Source organism: Nocardia sp. NPDC059154, from assembly GCF_042755705.1.
GTDB lineage: Bacteria > Actinomycetota > Actinomycetes > Mycobacteriales > Mycobacteriaceae > Nocardia.
In genome coordinates this window covers 173,801-192,245 of sequence record NZ_JBHZCS010000006.1, presented here as the reverse complement: position 1 = coordinate 192,245, position 18,445 = coordinate 173,801, and the positions used below count along the sequence as shown (strand labels likewise).

The following is an 18,445-nucleotide window of genomic DNA, read 5'->3' as shown; positions in this document are numbered from 1 at the left end:
TCTGGTCTGGCCGAAACTACCTCCGCCTTCGGAGGACATAGTCTCGGCCAGACCAGACCAGAGTCAAAAGATGGGGCGGGTGTGTGATGGAGGACAAGGGATTTGGGAGTGTCAGGCGATAAAGGAAGGACCACAAGGGAGGACCACAAGGGGGTGCGTTGGGCGCGGATGTTGCGTTGGCATGTGGGTTGCGTTGGGAGAGTGACCACAAGGGGAGGGGTTGCGAGCGCAAGTCACGATGCGATGCAGGTGCGTGTGAGGGAGGGACCACAACGAAGGGATCACCTCTTACGCGGGAAGACATCTCGCCTCTTGCGCAGGGAACCAACTCACCTCATATGTGGCGACCCGAGAGTTCTGTAACAGCAGCGATGCCCTGTTACGAAACCTGGACCGGAGTTACCGCGTAAGAGGTGAGCAGAAGTTACCGCTTACATGGGGACGCAGGGGATTTAGACCACAACAGGGGAAGTGGATTTAGGGGGCGTCGTACATTTGCGCCCAGGCTTGGATCGTCGGTTCCAGATGGGCGGGCACGCGAGCATCCTTGTGCGAGGTGCCGGCGTCCGCGGGATCGCGGGATAGTGCTTCGAAGAGCGCGACCGCGCATTCGGTCATAATGAGCGCGCTGAAGATCCCGTCAGCGATCATGCCGTACAGCCGGTCATTAAGCCCGTAGTCGACCGCCCATTGAAGCCCATGCACGAAGCTCGAGCCGTATGAGTAGAACTCCCGCGCGATCGGCGCAAAAGATATCGATGCCAGATCGCCTGTGGCATGCGCTGGCCGATTGTCATCGATCCATGTCGCCGCGAGCTTGACGGTCTCGGTGTACCCCTTGGCTTTCGGAACGGTGTACGTCTTATTGAGGTCGGTCAGGAACTGGTCGACTTTCTGACTATGATCGGCCAGGTCATTGAGTTCCTCAGGCGTCGGTGGTGTCGCAGCCGCGTGAATGGAAGCCTTCTGAAGGCCGACGAACCTCTTCTGTTCACCGAGCTCTTGAGCCAGCAGAGCAAGGCATTGATCGACACGTACCTGCCGGGAGGTGTCGCCGAGCAACCAGATCGCTCGTGCCGATCCCTCCATCGCCGACCGGCACAACTGCATCGTTGCGCTTGAGTACAGCTGGCGATTCTTACGCTCCTGCACCAGAACCCCGACCGCGGCGAGATTTTCGGTCGCGTTCGCTATCGGGAACAGGGCCGCAGCAGTAACCGGAGTATTGCTTAAGTCCGCATCCGGGTAGGTAGACCGGAAGAAGGTATCGTCATCGGCGAGCACGCTGCCGGGTACCGGCATATGCATGTTTACGCCCCACGGGCGCAGCGTGCCTCCACGTTCTGCTCGCTGGTCGATCCGGTCCAACGCGCCGCCGGTCTTGTAATTGAGCAGCATCTCCTGAACAGCCAAAAGGGCTTGCTGCGAGACGCTCTCATCCGAGTTGGTAGACATTCGCTCATGGGTAGCAGACATCACTACAGTACGCACGAAAATTTCGGCCGCAGTCCAACGCGGCGCCCCGAAGCGGGGCGAACATCTCTGTGCTGCAGAGCTCTTGGACGAAGGGATGCTGGCCATAGGCCGCACAGGATCGGCCCGGCGGCGATGATCTTCTTGTGCGCGCGGATCCGGCGCGGCGGCTCGCACCGGCAGATGAGTGGGCTGCCGGTGCGATCGGCCGACTTCGGACCCGGCGCCGTACCGTCGCCGTCCTCTGCAGCCGGTCCCGGCAGGCAGTGGGCAACGATCGCCTTTGCCAGAATGCCGATCTTGCGACGGTATTCACCTATGCTGCCTTTCGCAGCACAGTCACCGACCAGCCTGGGCGGGGATGCCGCTCGGTGATGAGTCCGATCTCCTCCTCTTACGCGGGGTTGAGAGCACAGGCGTCGGAGCGATGCAGGCACGTACAGGGAAGGATTGCAACGAGGGGATCACCTCTTATGCGGCGAGTCATCGGCTGCACGTACCAGGTATCCGTATAGCATTGAACGATGTGCCTTGGCCCTGGCACGTCGGGGTATGAGACCTGCTGTTTCGCTTCTTCGTGCTCTTGTCTCGCTGGCGGGAGGCCTGGTTCAGTTGGGGGGCCTCTCGGTCGAGAGGTTGTGTTGGACGGGAGGTAAATGGGGTGGATCCGTTGACGATCATCGCTGCGGCGTTGGCGGCGGGAGCATTGAAGGGCGTCGGGGAAACGGCAACCGCGGCGGTGGCGGATGCATATCAGGGGTTGAAGGCATTGGTTACTCGACGCTTCAACTCGGACCCGCGCGCGGAGTTGGTGTTGGCCGAACACGAGGCCGATCCCGACATCTGGCAGGCACCCCTGCTTGCCGCGTTGCGGGAAAGCGGTGCAGGGCAAGACGATCAGGTCGTCACCGCAGCGCAGAGATTGCTGGAGTTGACCGACCCGCAAGGCAGCCAGTCCGGCAAGTACATGGTCGATGCCCGAGGCGCGAACGTGGGCGCCATCGGCGACCACGCGAAGCAGCACAACGTCTTCGGGGCACCGCCGGCCCAGAGCTGACGCCATGCATCATTGGAATCCACTGTGACCGAGACGGAGTCGAGTCCACAACGCCCTGCGGTTGATGCCCGTGGAGCGAACATTGGGGCAATAGGCGATCCCGAGTTCCAGCTGAACTATTTCTCGGTCACTCTGGTTGCCCTCACGGCCAGGTTTTGGACCGAACCGTTGAGCCCGCCGCCTCCTCCGTCGCTTGAGCACCTGCATGAGTTGGGTGTCAGTGCACTGCTAGGGGCACATTTTCAGATCGTCCCCTACGTCGGCCGCTTAGAGGAGCAGGCAGATCTGGTGCGCTGGCGTGACGCGCTGGACACTGCGCGCTCGATTCGGTTGCTACATGGTCCTGGTGGGATGGGCAAGACCCGGCTGGCGATGCAGTTTGCCTACGAGAGTCAAGAAAACGGGTGGGCGGTCGCGGTCGCGCATCAGCACAGCGAACCCGCCACGGTGACCCCGACCGGCGCGGTGACGGCACGAGGACTGCTGCTGCTGGTCGACTACGCCGAACGTTGGCGGCGGGATGATCTGGAATCACTGGTTCGTGATTTTGCCTGTAACCAGCCCGGCGCATCGCCGGAACATATCGTGCCGGTACGAGTGCTCTTGCTGGCCCGGCCTTCCGGGCTGTGGTGGACGTCGCTGGCGAACCCGCTGTCCAAACTCGGCTTTGCCGTCGACGAGGTGGTGCTGACCGAACCGGACATCGCCGATCGGCAGGCTTTGTTCGCTGCCGCACGTGACCGGTTCGCCGAACTTCGGAACGTTCCTGAACCGCAGCGACTTCGGCCCATCGGGCTCCTGACCGACCCCGCCTACCGGCTCACGTTGACCGTGCAGATGGCCGCCCTGGTCGTTGTCGACGCCGCTGGCCGCGGCATCACCCCGCCCGGCAGCCCGGCGGATCTGTCGGGATACCTGCTCAATCGGGAAGTCGATCATTGGGCGGCGATGCTCGACAACCATCGCATCACCACCAGCACAGCGCAGATGGCGCGACTTGTTGCAGTCGCGGCGCTGGTCGGCGCTGTCGCCTACGACGATGCTACCGACGTTCTGAGCCGCGTCGGATTCGCCACCGACGCAGTCGATCAACTCGTTGACGATCACCGAATGTGCTATCCCCCCTTGTTGTCCGGGACCGCGCTGCAATCGCTACTGCCTGACCGGTTGGCCGAAGACTTCCTTGCCCGCATCATCCCTGACCCTGGCATTCCATCCTCGGGGGATCCTTGGGCAAGCCGGATACCCAGGCGTTTATTGGCTGTCGGAGATACCAACGAATCGCTCGCGGCGGTGCCGGAATATCAGCGGCATGCTGTCATCGTTCTCGTCGAGGCTGCCCACCATGCCCCCCACATCACCTCGACCGTGCTCGAACCATTGCTACGAGCCCATCCTGCGTCAGTAGTAGGCTCCGGCGGCGCTGCACTACTGCGCTTGGTAGACCTTCCTGGAATTGCTGTGACCACGCTGACTGCGGTAGACACGGCGTTGCCAAGGACCAGACATACCGACCTCGATGTCGCCGCAGCGGCGATAAGCTCAGCGTTATTTCAACATCGACTGGCCCACTCCGACGATCCCGCCCAACGTGCTCAGATTCAACTGGAACATGCGTCGCGATTAGCCCACGCCGGCCACCGTGTCGCAGCGCTGGCACCCACCGAGGAAGCGGTAGCTGTCTATCGACGGCTGGCAGTGACCAGGCCGGCCGCCTTCGAACCCGAGCTCGCAAGGGCGCTGAACAACCTGGGAATCCGGTTGTCGGAGGTGGGACGACGTGAGGAGGCACTCGCACCGAGCGAGGAAGCTGTTGCTGTCTATCGGCGGCTGGTCGCGGCCAACCCTGCTGCATTCGAACCTCAGTTCGCGATGGCGCTGAACAACTTGGCGGTCCAACTGTCGATGCTGGGGCGACGTGAGGAGGCGCTGGCAGCTAGCAAGGAATCCGTTGCTGTCCATCGACGGCTGGTCGCGGCCAACCCAGCCGTTTTCGAACCCGACCTCGCGATGGCGCTGAACAACCTCGGGAACCGGTTGTTGGAGCTGGGGCGACGTGAGGAAGCACTGGCCCTGGGCGAGGAATCTGTTGCTATCCGACGTCGGCTGGCCGTGGCCAACCCAGCCCTTTTCGAACCCGACCTCGCGATGGCGCTGAACAGTCAGGGCGTCCGGTTGGCGGAACTGGGGCGACGTGAGGAAGCACTGGCAGCGAGCGAGGAAGCTGTTGCTGTCCATCGTCGTCTGGTCGCGGCCAACCCTGCTGCATTCGAACCCGACCTCGCGATGGCGCTGAACAACCTGGGTATCCGGTTGGCGGAACTGGGGCGACGTGAGGAAGCACTGGCACCGACCGAGGAGGCTGTTGCCATCCGACGCCGACTGGCCGTGGCCAACCCGACCGCCTTCGAACCCGACCTCGCAAGGGTACTGAACAGCTGGGGGGTGCTGTTGTCGGAGCTGGGGCGACGTGAGGAGGCACTGGCACTGGGCGAGGAATCCGTTGCCATCCGACGCCGACTGGCCGTGGCCAACCCGACCGCCTTCGAACCCGACCTCGCGAGGGCGCTGAGCAACATGGGGACCCTGTTGTCGGAGCTGAGGCGACGTGAGGAGGCACTGGCACTGGGCGAGGAATCCGTTGCCATCCGACGCCGACTGGCCGTGGCCAACCCGACCGCCTTCGAACCCGACCTCGCGAGCGCGCTGCACAACCTCGGGGTCATTTTGCTGGCACAGGGACGACGCAGGGAGGCGCTAGCGCCGACAGAGGAAGCTGTAGATATCCGACGCCAGCTGGCCGCAGCCAACCCGGAGGCTTTCGAACCCGACCTCGCTAAGTCGTTCCGGATTTACGCTAGGGCGCGGCGTACCGTCGCAGAACACCACCCTGACGCTCTCAGCGCAGCCCAGCAGGCGGTCGAAATTCATCGTCGCCTTCACCGGGCTCACCCCCTGGTCTTCGCCACTCAATTGGCTGCTTCCGTTCGCAGCTTGGCCGAGATTCTGGAAGCTCTTGGTCGCGGTGCCGAAGCAGAAGAGCTGCGGACGCAGTCCGGCCTGCAGCGTCTTGGACACAAAGACCTTGCCGATTGAATGTGTTGCAATTCCGCGCTGACCGAACCGGCCAGAACGCTGACAACGCCGTCCCAGCTCCAGCGGAGTCAGCTCCCTCGTAGGCAGGGAATTCACCTCCTACGCGGGGGAGGCTGAGCTCTTAGGCGAACGGACGCTGGGGACAGGCCACATAGGATCGGCCCGGCAGCAATGATCTTCTTGTGCGCGCGGCGGGTCGCACCGGCAGGTCTGGGGCCGCCGTTGCGATCAGCCGACTTCGGACCCGGCAGCGGGCCGTCGAGGCCCTCGGCAGCCTCGTCAGTTGGGTCAGCAGCCTCGGCAGCCGGTTCCGGCAGGCGGTGAGCCACGATCGCCTTTGCCAAAATGCCGATCTCGCGCCGGGATTCGCCCGCCGTCCCTTCCAGCAGCACAGTCACCGACCAGCCCGTACAGGGATGCCGCTCGGCGATGAGGCCGATCTACTCGGCGATCTGCTTGTACTTGCCGTTGTGATAGCGGCCGCCATCACTGACCGCGGCCCACAGCGCAACATGTGCCCCCGAAAAGACACCGGACTCATCTAGATGTCATTTCTGTCCGAGAACAGGTCGGGAATAACTTTGCGTGCAAGGCGATTAACTTCATCATCCGGATCATTCAAAAGTCTGTACTGGCCGTCCGGATGGTTGCGCCGAAACTCTACAACCTGCCGCAATTTCCGGAGCATATCCACACTAGACTCTAATTCTAAAAATAGCGGGCAGCGGATATCTTCATCAAGATCGAAGCCCACTGCACATGGCCGACCAAACCATTCCGCGACGAGTAACCCAGGGTCTTTTATTGGATCACCGATGCCAAACTGGCGCCAATATTCTTTACCAGTAAGCGGGATAGGTAGGACTTTCGGGTCGGCGTACACTCGAACACAGTCAGCCGCACAGATATCGCCAAGTTCGGCCTGAACCCTGCCCAATATGGGGGCCGTCACACCTTCGAACCAGACCGAGCCTTTACCCATTTGCCGCAAGCGATCGTCATCTATCACTTTACCCGGATCAGTCAGGACATCGTACAACATTTCACCAGAAAGTTCCGGCATAGCTGACAATATCAGATATGCCGCCACCTCGGTGACACGCGCACTGCTAAGCGGCCGCGGCAAGGGTGCAAATGCGATCGCCGGTAGGTCAAAGATGGCATTATGAACGGTCCAGATCGCCTGTATGGGACCTTTAGGTATCAACGAGCACCATGGCCTATCGACTAACCCAGTCCCAACCTCAGCGTATGCAAACATAGCCACTATGTAGTGGACTTTATTATTGCCGTATATTATCTCTTGACGTTCCCAGAAATATTCTAAATCAAGTTCAGTCGGAGTCTCCCCAAGGCGCCGGAAACGACCTAACAATAGCGCTAGTCGAATCGAATCATCCAATGCATCGGGAAGTACACGTGCAGCGACCGTAGGATGCTCCCTTACGAGGCTAGCCAACTTATCCCGGTCCCAGAGCCTAATCTTCGGCCGCGCATGATTGACCTGCCATTGAGCAACCCAGTCACGGGTCGGATTCGAAAAACGACTATTCGTGCAGAACACTAGAACGTCGATATCGGATCTACCAGCCGCATTGTGTACAGACTCCATAACGTCAGCCTTGGCTACGGTGCGTTCTCGGCCCTTCGCTTCGATCCACCAACGCGTGCGATCCAACTCACCGTCTGGCGTCGCTCGGTCGAACGTCGCCTCAAGATCTCGCCCGCCGTCAGATGCAGTGACGCCGACGTTCGACCCCGATCGCCAAACTAGGTCGTGCGCGCCCAGCGCCTCCATGAGTCCGTACAGCAACTCCTCCAACTGAGTGCCAACTACTGAGTCCCACAGCACCGAGGTGGTAACAGGGTCTGGCGAAGGGAGATCGCTCATGTAGTAAGCATGCCTTGATGTGCCCCTACGCGTACTGGTAAGGAGCAAGTCGGGGCTTTCAACGGAGTGGTGCTACTTCTGAGCCGACAGGCCGATCAGAAGGCCGCCGACCACCGGAATGGAGCTCGCACTACCGGTTCCCGTCGAAGTGGCCGGAGTGGGTGTTGGGTCCGAAGTCGGCCGAGCGGACCGCCGGGGCGCGAGGTAGCTGATCCGGTACGCACCGAGTACACAGCGGATTCAGTAACCGCCCCGATCTGCCAAACCTGACCAACGGACAATCCGCAGGTCGGCGCTGTGTTTCAACGCTCCCATCGGCTACAAAACCCTAGGTCGCAATCCGAGCTGAACCAGGCCGCTGGGGTGTGACCTCATCCGGTCGCCCCTCACCTGGGAGTAGCGACACGCCTTACCTGGTAGGCCCTGAGCTATCGCACCTCGGGTAGTTGAACCGCAACAGAGATTCGTCAAACGGCGAAACACCGATCAATAGCTGTGTTGCCAAGCAGTTCCACAGCCACGAGTTCGGTTCCCCTGTATTGTTTGCCCATGCCGAATGAACTAGGAGGAGAAGTCGAGGCGCAACCGCCCCTGACAATCCATCTGAAGCCTTACACGCCGGATGACAATACAGGCACGGATGCGCGGCCCATAGCCTTCGCGTCTTTAACCCTTGCCCTTCTCATCATTGGCGCGAATATTTATGCAATAATTGAATTTGGCCATTACATCTGGGCTAACCCGGTCACAGTGCTACTGATTGGGGCAAGCTTTGCCATCAGCTACCTGATACTCTTTTATGGGATGTGGTCATACCGGCAAGTAATTCTCCGCCGGTTGACAAGCCGATCAGGGAGTCGCCCCCAGCGCGGCCACATAGACCCGAACGCTGAATGGCTCATGTTTGAGGCTAGAAGTCTCGCATTCAGCGTCTCCATGTCCCGCCGTTTTGAAGATCCTGATGAGGCAGAGGATCGTTGGCTGGAGAGCAGAAGCCGCATCATTCAGATACTCAGAATTTTTGAAACCTTTGGCTATTACTTCTACGCAGGAGAACTTTTCGACCTAATACACGACCGTGATAAAACCCGGGAGCTGAATTCTCCCCCTCGCGCACCGGGAGCGATAGCGCCGCCGGGAGCGATAGCGTGAGGCAAGATCCACCCGTCTACTACCAGGTAACGACGCCACTCGGGTTGTACCTGCCAACGACGGGCACCATCGTCCCGGCTCAGCCATCGGCCCAGGCACCAGCTCAGCCGGCCGCCCCAGTCATGCCACCTCAACCCGACCCGCAGACCGCACAGCCGAAGGATTGGTCGAAGTCAAAGTGGGCGGTGATCGCTCCATTCCTGTCGGCGGTGACTGCCGCCGTATTGACCTTCGCCGGAGCCGTAATAGCCCATAATGACAAGCAGGAGGCGACGAAACCCACAGTCGTTGATTGCAGCGTCCAACGTACTAGCGCCCTTGCTATCCACAAGGACTTCCCAAAGTACCGGCTCCCGAAGACTGATCCAGCTCAGGCTACCTGCGATATCAACGGCTTCCTGGACACAGTAGGCTAGCCAGAGCGCTCGATAGTGGATGTTCGAATACGATGGGCCGCTGCCCCGTTCATCGATAGCCTATCGTTGTTGATGCGTACGCCCTAACAGCATTGAGGCGTACGCATCAACCCCAAGGGTCAACGTCATGAGTCACCACATCTAGCGCAGGCTCAAAACATAATCGACCGCGACCTCCCGCGCGCATTGCTCCAACTCCGGGCGCAACATCATTGTCACACCATCGCATGCAGGCCGATACGTAAGATGGCAACTTTCCCGAGATGGACATTGACGACGCCCGTAGACCAGTTCATCAATAGCGATTTTATGGAAGCCGGAACCGAATGTCATCAACATCTTGGCGTCTGCCTGTTCACTCTTTTTAAAATCACCTACCACCGGAAATCCGGAAGTAACAGTCGGTAATCGGGAAAGAATATTCACCAAAAATTCTTTATTAGCGTATCCCCCAAGCGGGCAGCCGCCGCCATATAATTCAAGCCTTATCTTAAGTAGCAGCAAAATTAGATCGGTGAATTCATCTACGATACTGCCGGGCAGCATCGCGTACAGCTTTATTTCAGTATTCAAGTGGGGAACACGGGCGATCATATTTTCAGTGATCCTACGTACTGACGGAATTGAAAATCCCGCGCTCTCAAGTAGGCTGTCCTGGAATTCCCGAACGCCGTCCTCCGCGCTTCCTTCGAATTCGCGATCGAATACCGGAGATCGCAGCAGCTGGGGGTCTTCAGTCACAATATCTACCAATTTAATGAAATTTGGAAAAGGTAGAATATTCGGTTCTTCGTTGCTCCAAGTCCATGCGTCCATCATAAGTGCGGTATCGATGATTGCAGCGAATTGGAGCAGTGACCCAGATGAGCCGCGGGACTGACACGACTTATTATAGGACCTAATGCAAACAAGATAGGGATCCGCCGGCGGCAGATCTGATACTCCCGTGACGGGTGGACTACACATTAGCTCCACAGCTGTTGCGAATCCCTCGAAAAGATGCTTCGTGCCAAGGACGCCGCATCGTTCAGCTGGCCAGTCTTCCCGCGAGTAGAACATCAAGTCTCGAAATGGAGTGTCACTGAACTGTGACAAATCCGGAACACCTTGCTCGAACTCGACTCCGCCAGCAATCAATGCCAATGCTGCGTTGAAGTTATGTGAATCCGAATATGCGTGCCACAGTTTAGGATTTGCTGGATTCATCTGCCCAGATCGACGGATACCACCCTCGGGAACAGACAGTCCGATATCCGCAGCCTCGGTTAATACACGCCGCGATAGATACTCCGAAAGAAATGAGCTAAAGAATGTCTTCAGCCCTACGGAAGTAGTAGCTGTGTGATACAAATGGGCAATTTCATGCGCCATAATACCATGTGGAACATTTCCGCCTACCCATTCGGAAAACAGCGTACGGGGGTCAGCTGACGTGGAATGGTTGCCCGGACCGAGATATCTGCCATCGAAATGGATTCCCATTGTGGCCGCGTTGAACGAGGCGAGCACTTCCTGAACGTTATCTGCAGAACAGAGCTGTCCAATCTCGGGAAATATTATCATGACCGCTACTCCGACTCGGAAGTTCGTCGATCCAGGAAGATCCTGTTAGCGCCATTGCCTGCACGTTCCGCGAGCAGATAGTTGACTCTAGCGACCTCGATCTTCTGAAGGTCGGTCATCAAACTATCGGCTCGTCTAGTCTCTATTTGATAAACCTTCCAAAAGGCTGAGGCGGCACCGCCGGACAGGACGGCAGCCACAGCGCTCAACGAGGCTGCTGGGACAGCGCCAGCAATTGAGAATCCAATTGAAACAAGAATGGTAATGGTGGCGATTGCACTGAATGCAACGATATAGTCGAACGAACGATTGGCCCGCGATCTGATATCCTTCCGCATCAATCGCAAATCATCTGCCGCGTCGGCGAGAATCTGATTTCGTGCAACATTCTCAATTTTTCGACCGTTGGTTTCCCCTCCTTTCTTGGCGTCAAAGCGCGTGTCTGGAGGTGTGCCTATTGAACCGCTAAATTCCCTCTCAGCTACGTCGTCAATAATCAAGCTCAGAGCGCCTAGGCGAGAGGCTGAAAATTCAGAGGAAAGCGCAGTCGACCATCGGCTCTCATTTGACGCAACGTTCATGATTTTCCTAATGAAAGTAAATGCATCTGATCTGAACTCATGTAGTTTACAGACATTTCTTGTGAAACGACCGCAAATTCGTTTGCAGTTGCCTGGGTTCACTATCCGTCGTTGGCTCGACGCAGACCAGCCGGCGGGTTCCGGATGCTCGTAGCGCCGCGAGACGGTTCAAGCCTTGCCGGACGAGCACCCGATGCACCGTCGCCGGGATCCACTGCTGACGAACTGCCGACCCGGCCCGCGCCACCAACCTCATGAGCAGCTAGTGCTCAGATACAGGCAACCCCAGTACGCACGGCCGCGTCGCAAAGCGCTTTGTATCCGCTCTCGTCAGCGTTGGTGCACTCGGTGCGTACGGTGCGGAGGCTCGGTGCGGCGGTGCGGAGCGGTTCCGGGCCGGGGCCGTTCCGTCCGCAGTCCGTCCGCAGCAGGACCGTTACGCTCCGATTCCGGCCAACACCACCAACAACCGGAACGCCTGGTCAGCCCACACATCCAACACGGCTAGCTCCCACCCGAACCAGGCAAAACGCCCCGGCCCGTCGTTCGCATCGAGAAGGTCAGGGGTTCGATTCCCCTTAGCTCCACAATCACCGCAGGTGCAGGCCGGTTCCTCGTCAGGGACCGGCCTCTTGCTTTTCCGGATCTTCCAACTAACTCCCAACTAATTCCGCTGGCCATCATGGTTCACCGCGTACCGGAACATTCCCGACAGCACATTGCGGCCCGTCCGCATTGACGACGGACCTTTCGCCACACCAAGGTCTTTCAGAAACGCCTCAACCGACGAGGTGGTGACCTCCAGGAGTCGGCGTTCACCGAACGCGGTGTTGAACAGTTCGCACGTCGTACCGGTCGTCGGGTTGTAGCGGTCCCCAGGGTGGCCGACTGGACAGTCCCGACGGGATTCATCCTGCGGTTCTTGGAGCGGGCTGCATTGTGCTGGTACAGGTTAGGGCTCGAGCACGATTTTGCCGTGGGTGTGTCGGCGTTCGAGTTCGGTGTAGGCCCGGCGGACCTGTGTCAACGGGTAGACGTTCGCGATAGGAACTTCGAGGTGTCCCTCGGCGATCAGGGCGGCCAATTCGGCGAGTACCTCGGCGCCCGGCCTGGCGTCGGTTCCGGGTTCGGTCTTGACTCCGTACTTCGCGGCCGCTGCGAAATCGGCGATGGTGTCGATCCGCTCGACCGCGACGCCAAGGGCAAGGGCCAGTTCGACGTACCCGCCGCCGTGGGTGTCGATGAAGGCGTCGATGCCGCCCGGTGCGGCGGCCTTGATCCGGTCGATGGCGTGGTCACCGTATGCGACCGGGATCACGCCGTGGCTTTGCAGCCACTCGTGGTTGTGATGGCTCGCCAGGCCGATGACCGTGGCTCCGGCACGGCGAGCGAGCTGAACGGCGAGCGAGCCGACTCCTCCGGCTGCTGCGGAGACGACAACGGTCTCCCCCTTGTCGAGTTGCACGGAATGTACTGCCCCCCAAGCGGTCACCCCGGCGACGTACAGGCCGCCAGCCACCTCCCAAGGGACGCCGTTCGGTTTGGGTGTGAGGTTGTCGACGTCGACCAGGACCAACTCGGCCTGGGCGGCCCGCTTCTCGGAGAACCCGATCACCTCGTCGCCGACCGAGAATCGGTCGACTCCGACGCCGACCTCGGCGACAACCCCGGCGAGATCGCTGCCTTGCCCGGACGGAAACGTCGAGGGAAAGATGCCGGCCATCGCGCCGGTTCGAATGGCCGCCTCACCGGGGTTGATGCCGGCAGCCTTCACCCGAACGAGGACCTGCCCGTCGTCAGGTACGGGGCGGTCGACATCGTCGACCCGCAAGACCTCGATTCCGCCGAACTCGTCGTATCTGACTGCCTTTGCCATGCTCTTTCTTGTCCTCCGATATGTGACGCGCGGCTGATCTCGAGAACGGGAATGGTGGCGCCGGTGTGCCCGTCACCAGGGCACCGTTCCGGCGTCGTCGAAGAATCCGCCGGTCGGTCCGTCGTCGGGCAGGGTCGCGAGGTGAATCGCGATGGCCGCACCCTGTTGCGGTGTACGGACGCCGCGAAAGCCGTTGAGGTCGGTGGCGGTGAAACCGGGACAGCCGGAGTTGATCAGGATGTTGGTATCACCCAGTTCCTTGACGTATTGGATAGTGAGGGCGTTGAGGAAGGTCTTCGAGGCCAAGTAGGCGGCGGGAACCGGGCCCATGTCGATGCCGGGCGTGGTTTGCAGGGCGAGCGAGCCGACGCTGCTGGACATGTTGACGATTCGCGGTGAGGCCGAGGCGCGCAGCATCGGCAGCATCGCGTTGGTGACCCGGATGACCCCGATCACGTTGGTTTCCACGACAGCTCGCACGGTCGCGGGATCGACCGTGGTCGGTGTCTGCGGCATACCGCCGGTGATCGCGGCGTTGTTGACCAGAACATCGAGCCCTCCGGCATGGTCGGCGATCAATTCGGCCGCCGCGGCCACACTTGCGTCGTCGGTCACGTCGAGCGGCACACCGAACACATCGGTCCCGGCCGCGCGCAGCTTCTCCACCGCGGTGTCGCGGCGTTGGCGATCGCGCGCACCCACACCGATTCGCCAGCCGAGCGCGCCCAAGCCAGCGGCGATCTCGTATCCGATTCCCTTGTTCGCGCCGGTCACCAGCGCAATCGTCTGTTCACTCACACCTCCGATCCTGCTGCGGCTCCGGGTGCAGCGTCCAAGACCGATCGGGTGGGCGGCGATACCGCACGGGTATTGGTCGTGGTCATCGCCGGATACCATGACCTGGTGGAGACGCGGGAGATGCGATACTTCGTCGCCGTCGCCGAGGAGTTGCACTTCGGGCGGGCGGCACAACGGCTCGCGATCGCGCAACCACCACTATCGCGAGCCATCCAGCAGCTCGAACGGCGGCTCGGAGTCGTCCTGCTGCACCGCACCGCTCGCGCAATCATTTTGACCGAGGCCGGGGCGGTGCTGCTGCGGGAGGCCCGGACCGCGCTCGACGCGGTCGAAGCCGCCGAGCGGCGAACCCGCCGTGCCGCGGCCGACCAGCCCGGTGTGGTGCTGGCCACCAAGGCCGGAGCGTCCAGCGAACTGTTGTCGAAGCTGCTGCACGCCTACGCCGCCGAACCGGGCGCCGTGGCAGTCGAGGTGATGCTGTGCGGGCCAGGCCAGCCGGAAAGTCTGCTGCGCAACGGGCGCGCCGACGTTGCTCTGCTCCACCGGCCTTACGACACGACAGCCGGATTCGACACCGAGGATCTGCACACCGAACAGCAGGTCGTGGTCCTGCCTGCGGGTCATCCCCTCGCCAACCGGACGCAAGTGCCGTTGGCCGAGGTCAACACCCTGACGAACCTGCCCCTGCCGCGCTGGCCTGGACGGGATGGCAGCTATCCGGACGGCCCCGGCCCGCAGGTGCGCGACCATACCCAACTATTCCAACTGATCGCGCTCGGACTGGCCTGCGCGGTCGTGCCCGAGTCGCTGCGAACCCAGCTACGCGACGATCATGCCGTCGTGCCGGTGCCAGACGCACCGGCCGTCACGACCGTCATCGCCTGGCCACCACACTGCAGATCCAAAGCCGTTGCCGACCTCGTCCACACCGCGACACGCCTCTAACCGACACCACTGTTCGCCGGCCGTATCGAGCATCACCAATCTTTCGGAAAACATCCGGATTCGGGCCACACGATCACTGGCGGATTTCGCTGTCCGGTGTGTCCAGCGACCGACACGCCGGACGAAGAAGACTCGGGGGTCCAACTAAGTCCTAACAAATCATCTGAGCACACAGGGCCATCGAAGACATGTTCGGTTGTCGAAGATCATTGATAGTTGACCTAACGCCTGCTCAGAGCACCTTTCTCGCATGCTATTGACGGTCGGCGGTTGCTCGCGGTAGTCATCCTCGGCGGTACCGAGAAGGTCAGGGGTTCGATTCCCCTCAGCTCCACAATCACCGCAGGTGAAGGCCGGTTGCTCGCAGAGGACCGGCCTCTTGCTTTTCCCGATCTCCGTGACTTCTGTGCCCACGTCGCATCGCTGGAAGTAGCCCTGGCGGCCGAATCCGACGGCATCACCGCACCGCCGCTGGTCCGTCACCCCGCCGACCGTTTCGTCCGTCACGTTCGAGACTCCTACGACCACCTGATATCCGAGCGCCAACGTCTCCTGCCCGTCCGCCCCGGCAACCAATAGCCTGCCCCTACTTCCCCGGCATCTCCTGCCGAGACTGGAAACTCGACGACCCTGCGGGCCAGAACCTCAAGGCCGTCCGGCCCCATCCGCGACCAGATCGAACGACACGTCCACGCACAACGAGGGTCACCGTCCACTGACACGGCTGGCATGATCGCGGGGTGGACCTACGATTCGGTATTCAGTTGGCGCCGACGGTGACCGAGCTGTCTCAGCTGCGTGCGATGGCCAAGGTGGCGGACCGGGAAGGCCTGGATCTGCTCGGCATCCAGGACCACCCGTACTCCGGCGGGCTGGCCGACACCTTCGCGGTGATCGCCACCGTGTTGGCGGAAACCGAACGGCTGCGGGTGTTTCCGGATGTGGCGAGCCTGCCACTGCGCGGGCCCGCAATGCTCGGGAAGCAGGCTGCGACCTTGGATCTCCTCAGCGGCGGACGATTCGAACTCGCCTTGGGCGCGGGCGCTTTCTGGCCGGCGATCGGCGCCATGGGCGGCCCGATGCGGTCGAATCCCGAAGCGCTGCAGGCGCTCGAGGAGGCCACGGCGATCATTCGGGCCATGTGGCATCCGGGAACGAAGGCGAAAGTCGAAGGCACGCACTACACCGTGAAGGGCGTGCAGTCCGGACCCGCGCCCGCGCATCCGGTCGGGATCTGGTTCGGCAGCGTCGGCCCCAAGGCCAACGCGCTCACCGGGCGCATCGCCGACGGCTGGGCGGCACCCATCCCGCACTACCTACCGTACGAGAAATGGCAAGCGACACAGGACATCATCTCTGCCGCCGCCATCGACGCGGGACGTAAACCGGCCGACATCACCCGGATGGCACAACTCGTCGGAACGATTACCGACACTCCGGGGCCGGTCACACTCCGCGGCGAGGAACCGATTCGCACCGACGCTGCGGGCTGGGCCCGCATTCTGGCCGATCTCGCCACGGAAACCGGCTTCGACACCTTCGTGTACTGGCCGGAGTCCGCCGACGATACCCAACTCCACCGCTGGATCGGTGACGTCGTTCCTTCCACCCGCGCCCTGTGCGCCTGACCATCCAAGGTGCGCCGATTCGAGTAGGTTCGCATCCGCTCCACTCCCGAACGACCGCCCGTGACCTCGGCAGAGGTCGCGGGCGATCGTCGTTTCAGGGCTGTTGGGGATCGCGGTTGCCGACTCGAGGTCGTCCGAGCGTGATTGTCGTGCTGCGAGCCGGGCTGTGCCCCGACCCAACATCAATGGTCCATCACAACAGATTCCAGCGAGAAGCTTTTTCACAAACGGGCAGCGCGGCTTCGGGGTTGCAGGTTCACTACTCAGTGATACTATCTACCAGTAGTCAGCGACACTGAGTAGTACGAGGAGGTGATCCGTGGGCAAGCAGATGACGGAGCTGCTCAAGGGCACGTTGGAAGGCATTGTGCTGGCGATCCTGTCCGTGCGGTCGGCATACGGGTACGAGATCACGGCGTGGCTGCGGGACCAGGGGTTCTCCGATATCGCCGAGGGCACCATTTACGCCCTGCTGATCAGGATCGAGAAGAAGGGTCTGGTCGACGTCGAGAAGGTCGCCTCGGAGAAGGGGCCGCCGCGCAAGGTGTTCACCCTCAATGCGCAGGGGCAGGACTATCTCGACGAGTTCCGCAGGAGCTGGAACTTCCTTTCCGAACGGCTCGAACAACTCCACGAAGGCGGCAAATAGTCATGGGTATCTCGAAACTCACCGCGAAGGTGATCGGCGACCTCGGCGACAAGCGACGGTGGCGGCAGTACAAGGAGCGCGTACGACGGCTTCCGGCGAACTACCGCACGGCGATCGACGCGTTCGAGCGGTACCTGATGGTGTACGGGCCGGGCGGCAGCGTCGCCATGTTCGAGGACCTCGCCGATCTTTTCGAGCAGAGTGCGGCGGATCGCACCCCGATCCGCGAGGTCGTCGGCGACGACCCGGTGGAATTCATCGAGACGTTCGCACGAAACTACCAGGAGGACGCGTGGGTCAACCGCGAACGGAAGCGGCTGGTCGACGCCATCGAGCGCGCCATGGGCGACGACACCGGCAGCTGACCATCGCAGTCTGAAGGGAGAGCAACCCGATGGGGAAGATCGTTCATGTCGTCCACCAGTCCCTGGACGGCTACATAGAAGGGCCGAACGGTGAATTCTACTGGCCCACCATGGATTCCGACGTCGACGCGTATTGGCGCGGACTCGCCGACGCGGCGGGGACCTTCCTCTACGGCCGGGTCACCTGGGACTTCATGTCCGAGTACTGGCCCCGCGCCGAGCAATGCGCCTTCCATCCCGGCGATGCCGACTTCGCGCCGGTCTGGCTGGCCAAGCCGAAGGCCGTCGTATCACGCACGCTCGACACTGCGCCGTGGAATACCCGCGTGTTCTCCGACTCCGGGTCCCTGGCCGATGCGGCGGCTCGTGAGCAGGGGAACTTCCTCCTGTGTGGTGGGTCCGAACTCGCGTCGTCGTTGACTCGCGACGGATTGATCGACGAGTACCACATTTTCGTGCACCCGGTCCTGTTCGGCGGCGGCAAGCCCGTTTTCACCGATGTGAATGTCGGTGCGGCCCTGCGATTGACCGGATCGCGGGTGCTGGACGAACAAGTTACCCTGTTGCGCCACGAACGGCTCGGGGCATCGTGATTCGCCTCGACTGCGCTGCCGCTGCTAAGAACTCGACAATTTCGTGCGCGCGCCAGTGATGGAAGCGTCAAGGACCGGGGGGCGACTATCGGTTGGATATCCAATGGGAGCTCAGGCCATGTCGAAGCTGGAGGCGAGGTTATGGGCATCATCGGCGGGGAAGTCTGCCTGTCGTCGTTCCATGTGCAGTGGTCGCCGACGGAGGAGGTGTACATCGCGCGGTCCGATCGGCATCCCGGTCTCGCCGCTCGCGATGAGTGGTCCTCCCTGGCCGCCGTCGACACCCTGATGGATCTGATCGAACATCAAGGGCAGCATGATGATTGGTCGGGGCGGCCGGCCGCGTGACACACGCGGGCCCG

15 protein-coding genes are annotated in these 18,445 nt (G+C 61.2%); 9 read left to right on the top strand and 6 right to left on the bottom strand.

Translation table 11 applies throughout. From position 1 onward, the window contains the following. Positions 1-477 precede the first annotated feature (477 nt). Positions 478-1,455, bottom strand: coding sequence for a hypothetical protein (locus tag ACFXN1_RS08245; protein ID WP_379442634.1), 978 nt, complete (start codon positions 1,453-1,455; stop codon positions 478-480). A 679-nt stretch (positions 1,456-2,134) separates the two neighbouring features. Between ACFXN1_RS08245 and ACFXN1_RS08240 the strand changes: the two genes are divergently transcribed. Both ACFXN1_RS08240 and ACFXN1_RS08235 read left to right on the top strand, forming a co-directional pair. Then, a complete protein-coding gene (locus ACFXN1_RS08240; RefSeq protein WP_379442635.1) occupies positions 2,135-2,530 on the top strand; it encodes a hypothetical protein in 396 nt (131 codons plus the stop codon). 24 nt (positions 2,531-2,554) lie between these two features. Next, positions 2,555-5,626, top strand: coding sequence for a tetratricopeptide repeat protein (locus tag ACFXN1_RS08235; RefSeq protein ID WP_379463526.1), 3,072 nt, complete (start codon positions 2,555-2,557; stop codon positions 5,624-5,626). A gap of 541 nt (positions 5,627-6,167) precedes the next feature. Here the strand turns inward: ACFXN1_RS08235 and ACFXN1_RS08230 are convergent. Beyond that, positions 6,168-7,517, bottom strand: coding sequence for a restriction endonuclease (locus tag ACFXN1_RS08230; protein WP_379442638.1), 1,350 nt, complete (start codon positions 7,515-7,517; stop codon positions 6,168-6,170). A gap of 549 nt (positions 7,518-8,066) precedes the next feature. Between ACFXN1_RS08230 and ACFXN1_RS08225 the strand changes: the two genes are divergently transcribed. After that, positions 8,067-8,669 (top strand): hypothetical protein, encoded by a 603-nt coding sequence (locus ACFXN1_RS08225; protein ID WP_379442640.1) that lies wholly within the window; start codon positions 8,067-8,069, stop codon positions 8,667-8,669. A 557-nt stretch (positions 8,670-9,226) separates the two neighbouring features. Here the strand turns inward: ACFXN1_RS08225 and ACFXN1_RS08220 are convergent. The 4 genes from ACFXN1_RS08220 to ACFXN1_RS08205 form a co-directional block, all read right to left on the bottom strand. Further along, positions 9,227-10,594, bottom strand: a complete 1,368-nt coding sequence (locus tag ACFXN1_RS08220; protein WP_379442641.1) for a hypothetical protein — start codon at positions 10,592-10,594, stop codon at positions 9,227-9,229. Positions 10,595-10,653: 59 nt separating this feature from the next. Continuing rightward, complete coding sequence (locus ACFXN1_RS08215; protein ID WP_379442642.1) at positions 10,654-11,229, bottom strand: hypothetical protein; 576 nt, start codon at positions 11,227-11,229, stop codon at positions 10,654-10,656. Between the two features lie 952 nt (positions 11,230-12,181). Continuing rightward, entirely contained in the window at positions 12,182-13,105 is a 924-nt protein-coding gene (locus ACFXN1_RS08210; RefSeq protein WP_379442644.1) for an NADP-dependent oxidoreductase, read from the bottom strand. A gap of 72 nt (positions 13,106-13,177) precedes the next feature. Beyond that, the gene (locus ACFXN1_RS08205) at positions 13,178-13,903 is read right to left on the bottom strand and encodes an SDR family oxidoreductase (protein WP_379442645.1); all 726 of its coding nucleotides are present in this window, start codon (positions 13,901-13,903) and stop codon (positions 13,178-13,180) included. Positions 13,904-13,951: 48 nt separating this feature from the next. Between ACFXN1_RS08205 and ACFXN1_RS08200 the strand changes: the two genes are divergently transcribed. The 6 genes from ACFXN1_RS08200 to ACFXN1_RS08175 all read left to right on the top strand — a co-directional run bounded on the left by ACFXN1_RS08200 (position 13,952) and on the right by ACFXN1_RS08175 (position 18,431). After that, entirely contained in the window at positions 13,952-14,848 is an 897-nt protein-coding gene (locus ACFXN1_RS08200; RefSeq protein WP_379442647.1) for a LysR family transcriptional regulator, read from the top strand. Between the two features lie 776 nt (positions 14,849-15,624). Then, positions 15,625-16,476, top strand: a complete 852-nt coding sequence (locus ACFXN1_RS08195) for an LLM class flavin-dependent oxidoreductase (RefSeq protein WP_379442648.1) — start codon at positions 15,625-15,627, stop codon at positions 16,474-16,476. 319 nt (positions 16,477-16,795) lie between these two features. Then, positions 16,796-17,125: a PadR family transcriptional regulator gene (locus tag ACFXN1_RS08190; protein ID WP_379387362.1), complete on the top strand. Its 330-nt coding sequence runs from the start codon at positions 16,796-16,798 to the stop codon at positions 17,123-17,125. A 2-nt stretch (positions 17,126-17,127) separates the two neighbouring features. Next, positions 17,128-17,490 (top strand): DUF1048 domain-containing protein, encoded by a 363-nt coding sequence (locus tag ACFXN1_RS08185; RefSeq protein WP_379442650.1) that lies wholly within the window; start codon positions 17,128-17,130, stop codon positions 17,488-17,490. Between the two features lie 29 nt (positions 17,491-17,519). Then, positions 17,520-18,083, top strand: a complete 564-nt coding sequence (locus ACFXN1_RS08180; protein WP_379442652.1) for a dihydrofolate reductase family protein — start codon at positions 17,520-17,522, stop codon at positions 18,081-18,083. Positions 18,084-18,224: 141 nt separating this feature from the next. Continuing rightward, positions 18,225-18,431, top strand: coding sequence for a hypothetical protein (locus ACFXN1_RS08175; RefSeq protein ID WP_379397422.1), 207 nt, complete (start codon positions 18,225-18,227; stop codon positions 18,429-18,431). The last annotated feature ends 14 nt before the right edge of the window (positions 18,432-18,445 follow it).

What these genes read in the sequence shown, in the direction of transcription:
- ACFXN1_RS08230 (WP_379442638.1), bottom strand. Translation starts at nt 7,517, where the DNA reads ATGAGCGATCTCCCTTCGCCAGACCCTGTTACCACCTCGGTGCTGTGG.
- ACFXN1_RS08180 (WP_379442652.1), top strand. Translation starts at nt 17,520, where the DNA reads ATGGGGAAGATCGTTCATGTCGTCCACCAGTCCCTGGACGGCTACATA.
- ACFXN1_RS08245 (WP_379442634.1), bottom strand. Translation starts at nt 1,455, where the DNA reads ATGTCTACCAACTCGGATGAGAGCGTCTCGCAGCAAGCCCTTTTGGCT.
- ACFXN1_RS08225 (WP_379442640.1), top strand. Translation starts at nt 8,067, where the DNA reads ATGCCGAATGAACTAGGAGGAGAAGTCGAGGCGCAACCGCCCCTGACA.
- ACFXN1_RS08215 (WP_379442642.1), bottom strand. Translation starts at nt 11,229, where the DNA reads ATGAACGTTGCGTCAAATGAGAGCCGATGGTCGACTGCGCTTTCCTCT.
- ACFXN1_RS08210 (WP_379442644.1), bottom strand. Translation starts at nt 13,105, where the DNA reads ATGGCAAAGGCAGTCAGATACGACGAGTTCGGCGGAATCGAGGTCTTG.
- ACFXN1_RS08175 (WP_379397422.1), top strand. Translation starts at nt 18,225, where the DNA reads ATGGGCATCATCGGCGGGGAAGTCTGCCTGTCGTCGTTCCATGTGCAG.
- ACFXN1_RS08185 (WP_379442650.1), top strand. Translation starts at nt 17,128, where the DNA reads ATGGGTATCTCGAAACTCACCGCGAAGGTGATCGGCGACCTCGGCGAC.